The organism is Levilactobacillus humaensis (assembly GCF_024345185.1).
In the GTDB taxonomy this organism is placed as follows: domain Bacteria; phylum Bacillota; class Bacilli; order Lactobacillales; family Lactobacillaceae; genus Levilactobacillus; species Levilactobacillus humaensis.
Window position 1 is genome coordinate 63,950 of record NZ_BROB01000017.1, and the last position, 6,378, is coordinate 70,327.

Genomic DNA, 6,378 nt, shown 5'->3' on the forward strand with positions numbered 1-6,378 from the left:
CAATTCACCTTCCATACGAGTGGTCAAAACCCCGCAATGCCGCGAAAAAGTGTACTATAGACATTGTACCAATTCTATCAATAGGGGGCATTATTATGGGAGTCATGAAAGCCGTCACGACGACCTTTACCAACGCTGCAATTATCAGTTCCATTACCTCAACTGTATTCATTATTCTGTTAGGGTTTTACCTGCGACGCAGAGGGACCTTTGGGGAAAACTTTGGGAAAGTATTAACAAAGGTTGTCTTGACTGTTGCTATTCCTGCACTGGCATTTAATTCCTTCATGCAACCGATGAATGGGGATGCCTTTAAGCAAGGAATGGGCGTGCTGGTTTGGGGGATTATTATCTACATTCTCCTCATCTTCGTTACGCCATTTCTTTACCAGCGCTACGTCAAAGAACAACGCGACGTGCTGGCAATTCTGACCACCTTCGGGTCGACCACGTTCTTCGGAATTCCAATTGTTGGGGCCGTTTACGGGGCCAAAGGGGTTATGTATAGTTCCATCTTCAACATTGGGTACCGGATCTTCCTGTATTCCTACGCCTACATTAAGATGTCTGGCCTGAAGATGGAAGCCAAGAACGTCAAGAAGATGTTCCTGAATCCAATTGTCATCGCAACCTTCTTAGGGCTGTTCATGTGGCTGGGTCAACACTTGGTACCACAAGTCACGGTACCCGTTGCGGTCAATGGGGTTCAGACGACCGGTGTTGCCGCGGTAGCCTTCTACCGGATTGACCAAACGGCCCTCTGGCTCTACAAGCCACTGAGTTACTTGGCTAACCTGGCGTCACCACTGGCTTGGTTGTCAATCGGGGTTACCTTAGGATCCATTTCCTTCAAGGATGCCGCTGCCGACAAGACCCCATGGTACTACGCCTTCAACAAGGTCATTATTGTGCCATTATTGAACTTAGTGATTTTATATCTGTTAAACGTCACGGGAATTCTTTCCCTGAGTTATGTGGCCGTTGCGACGATCGTGGTTATGATGGCCACACCAACCGCTGCCGTGGCTTCCGCCTATGCGATTAGCTTTGATCGTGAGGCCGTCTTATCTTCCAACGCGTCGTTTATCTCGACGATTGCGGCCGTTGTAATGATGCCAATCTGGATCGCTGTCATGGAGGTCTTGAACGGCTTAGGTGTCTTCCACTAGTCAAAAAAGGAGTGCTTTTCGATTATGGTAAAAATTACGTCTTACGGGGTTCGGCCCATCGAGGAACCCTATTTCGACCGTCTCAACCAGTTTGGCTTTGACATGACCTACGTACCGGAAATGTTGACGCACGACAATGTCGACGCTTCTAAGGGGGCTGACGGGGTTCTGGTACGGGGCAACTGTGTTGTCGACCGCCAAAACCTGCAAAAGTTCGCGGACTGGGGCATTAAAATGGTTTTCACCCGGACTGTCGGCTATAACCACATGGATTTACAGGCTGCGAGTGACCTGGGCATTGCCATGGCCCGGGTCCCAGCCTACTCACCATTTGCTGTGGCCGAATTGGCCCTGACCATGGGGATGAATCTCTTCCGGCACGTCAATTTGGCCGTGGATCGGACGCATCAGGCCAATTTTACCGTGGGGACCGACTTGTTTAGCAAGGAAATTCACACCGCAACCGTGGGGATCATGGGTGTCGGGAGGATTGGGTTGACCGAAGCTAAGTTGTATCAAGGCCTCGGGGCCAATGTCGTGGCCTACGATCCTTATCCAAGTCCAGCTGCCAAGGAAACGGTGACGTTGTGTGATCTACCAACCATGTTGGCGCAATCTGACATTGTGTCGGTCCACGTGCCTTACTTTCCTGGCAAGAATGAGAACCTCATCGATGCCAAATTCATCGAACAGATGAAGCCTGGTGCAGTGCTTATCAACACCGCCAGAGGTGAGTTAGCGGATATTCCCGCCATTCTTCAAGGCCTGGATACCGGTAAGCTCACGGGTTACGGTGCCGATGTGATCTTGAACGAGGGTGAAATCCTCGGCAAGAAATTTGCCCAAGTTAGCGACGTGCCTAACGACCAAGTGCAACAGCTCCTGGAACGTTACCCACAAGTGCTGATTACACCCCACATGGGTTCGTATACGGAACCAGCGTTGCAGGATATGATCAGTGTCAGTTATCAAAACTTCCACGATTATCTGACAACGGGGAAGACCAGCAACGCAATTAGCATTTAACGTTAACGAAAAGAGCCTCACAACCCGATTGAATGGGCTGTGAGGTTCTTATTTTGTGTTTAGCTGGTGCTAGGACCTAATTAATCTAAATTCAGTTCGTAGGCACGGCGGGCACCGTTAGGGCCGTCGTCAACGTAGATGGTGCCGCGATACTTGTAACCAAAGTTGGTGGCAATCGCCTGCATCTGTTGGTTTTGTTCATGGGTGTCTACGCGGAAATTACGAACGCCTTCTCGGTAAGCGGCACTGATTAAATTAGAAAAGAAATAATGGCTCAGGTGCTGGCCGCGAAAACCGGGGCCGATCGCAATGCGATGAATTGTGGCGTAAGGTTCCTGGTTGTTCTGCCACTGCCCATCCTCGATGTGTTGGTAGTTGGGATCGTCGCCGATGATCATGGTTGCCGTACCGGCTACCTGTCCGTCGACATCTAAAAGCCAGCAGTGTTGGGCATCGACGTCCGCGGTAAGGGTCGCCAGATCGGGATAACCATCTTGCCACTGGGGACTGCCCGCGGCTTTCAATTGTTCCTTGGCGTGGTCAATCAACGCCATAATCGTTGAGAGATCGCGGCGTGTCGCGCGTTTGATAAAAATTAGACTCAAATGATGACCTCCTTAGAAAAGATTACTTTGTTAGAATACCACATTTTTAATCGCGAAGATGGGTCGCAAACAGTGTATGATAGTAAAAAAGGTCTGACGGCTGGGACTGCGTTGACAAATCTCGCGAATCGGCTATCATGATTAGACTTGAACCCAAGAGCCACAGTGTTCTTGGCGGCATCCTTAAGGAGGAGCACAGACATGAATCCCAGTCACATCAGAAATTTTGCGATTATCGCGCACATCGACCACGGTAAGTCGACGCTGGCCGACCGCATTATGGAACAAACCCAAACGGTCAATGACCGCCAAAGTAAGGCCCAACTGCTGGATGATCTCCAGGTGGAACAGGCGCATGGTGTCACCGTTAAGTCCCGCACGGTGCGGAATTATTACCACGCTGATGACGGTCAGGAGTACGAATACAACTTTATCGATACCCCGGGACACGTTGATTTTACCTATGAAGTTTCCAAGAGTCTGGCCGCCAGTGATGGGGCGATTCTCTTGGTCGACGCCACTCAGGGCGTCCAGGCCCAAACGGTGGCCAATCTGCGTTTAGCCCAGGACAACCACCTGGTGGTCATTCCCGTGGTGAACAAGATTGATGCGGCTGCGGCCGATGTCGACCGCACGATTGCCCAGATCCGAGATCTCTCACCGGAGTTTGCGGACGTACCCGTTCTGAAGATTTCCGCCAAGACTGGCCTGAACGTCCACGACGTGATGGAAGCCATTCACACCACGATCCCGGCGCCAGTCGGGGATGCCAAGGCTCCACTCAAGGCGTTGGTTTTTGACTCCCAGTACGACGCCTTTAAAGGGATCATTGCCTACGTTCGGTTGGTCGATGGCCAACTGAAGGCCAACGACAACCTCGTCTTGATGGCGAACCAACAGGCCGTGGCCGCGAATGAAATTGGCATCTTCGCCCCAGCTCGGGTTCCCGCTAAGCAGTTGGGTGTCGGCGATGTTGGCTATGTTGTCACCGGTTTGAAGGATCCGCAGGCCTTGCGGGTAGGGGACACCTTGACGTTGGCTGCCAACCCAACAGCGACGGCACTTCCCGGTTATGAACCAGCCCAATCAATGGTCTTCGCTGGCTTCTATCCCCAAGGCGATCACTACCACGATCTCCAATTAGCGGTGGAAAAGCTGGCGTTAAATGACACGTCCTTCCACTACCGGCCAGAAAATTCCGAGGCCCTGGGTGCTGGTTTCCGTTGTGGATTCTTAGGCATCTTCCACTTACAAATTATTCGCGAACGCCTACACGATGAATATGGTCTGGATGTCTTGACCACGGCGCCCAACGTGACCTACCGGGTGCACCTCAAGAACACTGAGGAACCCGTCATCGTAAATAACCCCATCAAGTTCCCAGATTATTCGAAGATTGATTTTGTCGAGGAACCGCTGGCCAAGGCGACGATTACCACGACTAGCGAGAGCTTAGGACCCGTGATGAAGCTGGCTGACCAACATCGCGGGACGTTGCAGGACATGAACAATCAAGGTGATTTGGTGGTTCTGAACTACGAGTTACCCTTTGCCGAGATTGCCTACGACTTCTTTAACGCGTTGAAGTCCGTTTCGCATGGTTATGCCACGTTGACGACGGCCTTGGCGGGCTATGATCTGGCCGACGTCGTTAAGATTGAGGTTCACGTCAACTACGCCAGAGTCGATGCGCTGTCGTTTGTGGTCCATCGGGAAGATGCCCCGCGCGTAGCTCAGGAGCTGGTGCACAAGTTAAAATTTGTGATTCCCCGGAAGCTTTATCCGATGCCGGTTCAATCGGTGGTTGAAGGGAAGGCCCTGGCCAGAGTCGACGTGCCACCATTACGTAAGAACGCGGCGGCCAATGGCGAAAAGAAGAGTGCCTCTAAGAAGGCCGCTCAGCTACGCCGCCAAAGCGCCAACAAACGGCAGGCTGCTCATAGTGACATTGAATTGCCACAGGAAGTTTTCAACGCAGTCTTGGATCTCGAAAAGTAAGCAACGCAATAGAGTGCGACAAGAGGCGGTTAGTCAATGAGCATTAACGTCGATAGACGAATAATCCTGGTCTTGGATTGTTTGTCTATCGGGGTTAAGCGGAGTTGACTGCCTTTTGTCACACGTTTCGACTATAGATGTTCGGAGCGCAAGGAAGGGCCTGAGACTTTTGTCTCAGGCCCTTCCTACGTTTGGCCAGGCTCTGTCCGATTTGGTTTTACAGAGCTAATCTTAGTATGTTTTGGCTGTTTCAAAGTAAGCTTTTCCGGCCGCCAACATGTCCGCCGTCTGTTGATTCAACAGGGGTGGGAGCTGGTCGAAGGGAAAGTATTTTAGATCGAGCGTTTCATCCGTAGCCGACTCAAGAGGCCGACCGCCAACCTGTTTGACCAAGTAGAGTCGACTGATCACCTGGGTTTGGTCGCCATTAGGGTAGGTGGTGAAGCCCTGGTCGAAGATGCCCAGTGGCCGGATGATTTCGACGTCGATCCCGGCGTCTTCCTTGTACTCCCGGACGCAGGCCGCGTCAAAGGTTTCCCCATATTCGAGGAAACCGCCGGGCAGACTCCAGTTGTGGGTATCGGTCCGCAGGTTGAGCAGGACCTCCTGCTGATCATTGACCAGAATGGCGCCGGCCGCATTTAGAATTAGCGGGCGATGACCGACAAGGTGTCGGATTTCTTGGATGTAATTGGCCATGGGATGACCACCTTTCTCGTAGAGTTACGTTCATTAAAAACTAAGCAGAAAACCTGCGATTTTAATCGCGTGATGAATGCCAGAATTTAGCATATTTTCGAAACATACGTTCCCCATTCAGAGGGCTAAACATGGTATACTTAATCCAATCTACAGGGGAGGTATCTGTTGGTTAAATTAGGGAGAACAATTAAGTTGAGGCTTTATCCGGACATGGATCAAGCAGAACAATTTCTAGCGATGAGCCAGGAATATCAACGATTGGCTAATATTGTCAGTCAGTGGATCTTTGACCATGACTTTCAGTTAAGCTGGTTAAAAATCAACCACCAGCTGTACAAACGATTCAGACAAGATTCAGAACTCAATAGCCAGATGATTCAGTCGGTCTTTCGAACGGTCTCAGCTCGCTATAAGACCATTCGAGAACAAATGAAACAACACCCTTACCACTACAGGAACGAAGAAAGCAAATGGGTTCAAGTTCCGAGAGACCTGAACTGGTTGGTGAATCCCATTCAATTTCAGCGGCCACAAGCAGATTTGGTTCGCCAAAGTAATTACTCTTTTGCAAATAAGATGCAACAAATCTCACTGACTACTTTAGGCAAACGGACTAAGTTGAACTTCACCAACAAAGGATTCGAAAAATACTTTACCGATGATTGGAAGCTTGGAATCGCCAAATTGGTTCATAACCAGGGCAAGTGGTTTCTGCACATCGGCATCACGAGAGAAGTTAGCGACTTCGATACTAAGGATAATCCGCAAGTCGTAGGAATCGATCGTGGATTACGCTTCCTTGCAACTGCCTTCGATAGTGAAGGAAAGACGCTATTCTTTGACGGGAAAAAGATCTTACGTAAGCGAAAGAAGTTTCT

6 protein-coding genes are annotated in these 6,378 nt (G+C 50.4%); 4 read left to right on the forward strand and 2 right to left on the reverse strand.

Features of this window, described 5'->3' with window-relative positions:
* The first annotated feature begins 95 nt into the window (after positions 1–95).
* Together OCU14_RS06915 and OCU14_RS06920 are read left to right on the forward strand one after the other, a co-directional pair.
* Positions 96–1,169 (forward strand): AEC family transporter, encoded by a 1,074-nt coding sequence (locus OCU14_RS06915; RefSeq protein ID WP_057877714.1) that lies wholly within the window; start codon positions 96–98, stop codon positions 1,167–1,169.
* 24 nt (positions 1,170–1,193) lie between these two features.
* Positions 1,194–2,195, forward strand: a complete 1,002-nt coding sequence (locus tag OCU14_RS06920) for a 2-hydroxyacid dehydrogenase (protein WP_261810398.1) — start codon at positions 1,194–1,196, stop codon at positions 2,193–2,195.
* 80 nt (positions 2,196–2,275) lie between these two features.
* On the opposite strand, the gene OCU14_RS06925 is transcribed toward OCU14_RS06920, so the two are convergent.
* On the reverse strand, positions 2,276–2,800 hold the full coding sequence (locus OCU14_RS06925; RefSeq protein WP_261810399.1) for a GNAT family N-acetyltransferase: 525 nt from the start codon (positions 2,798–2,800) through the stop codon (positions 2,276–2,278).
* Between the two features lie 201 nt (positions 2,801–3,001).
* On the opposite strand from OCU14_RS06925, the gene lepA reads away from it, so the two are divergent.
* Positions 3,002–4,798: a translation elongation factor 4 gene (gene lepA / locus OCU14_RS06930; protein WP_261810400.1), complete on the forward strand. Its 1,797-nt coding sequence runs from the start codon at positions 3,002–3,004 to the stop codon at positions 4,796–4,798.
* 231 nt (positions 4,799–5,029) lie between these two features.
* On the opposite strand, the gene OCU14_RS06935 is transcribed toward lepA, so the two are convergent.
* Entirely contained in the window at positions 5,030–5,497 is a 468-nt protein-coding gene (locus OCU14_RS06935; protein ID WP_261810401.1) for an NUDIX hydrolase, read from the reverse strand.
* A gap of 213 nt (positions 5,498–5,710) precedes the next feature.
* On the opposite strand from OCU14_RS06935, the gene OCU14_RS06940 reads away from it, so the two are divergent.
* A partial coding sequence (locus tag OCU14_RS06940) for a nuclease/transposase family protein (RefSeq protein WP_507762967.1) occupies positions 5,711–6,378 on the forward strand: 668 nt, incomplete at its 3' end.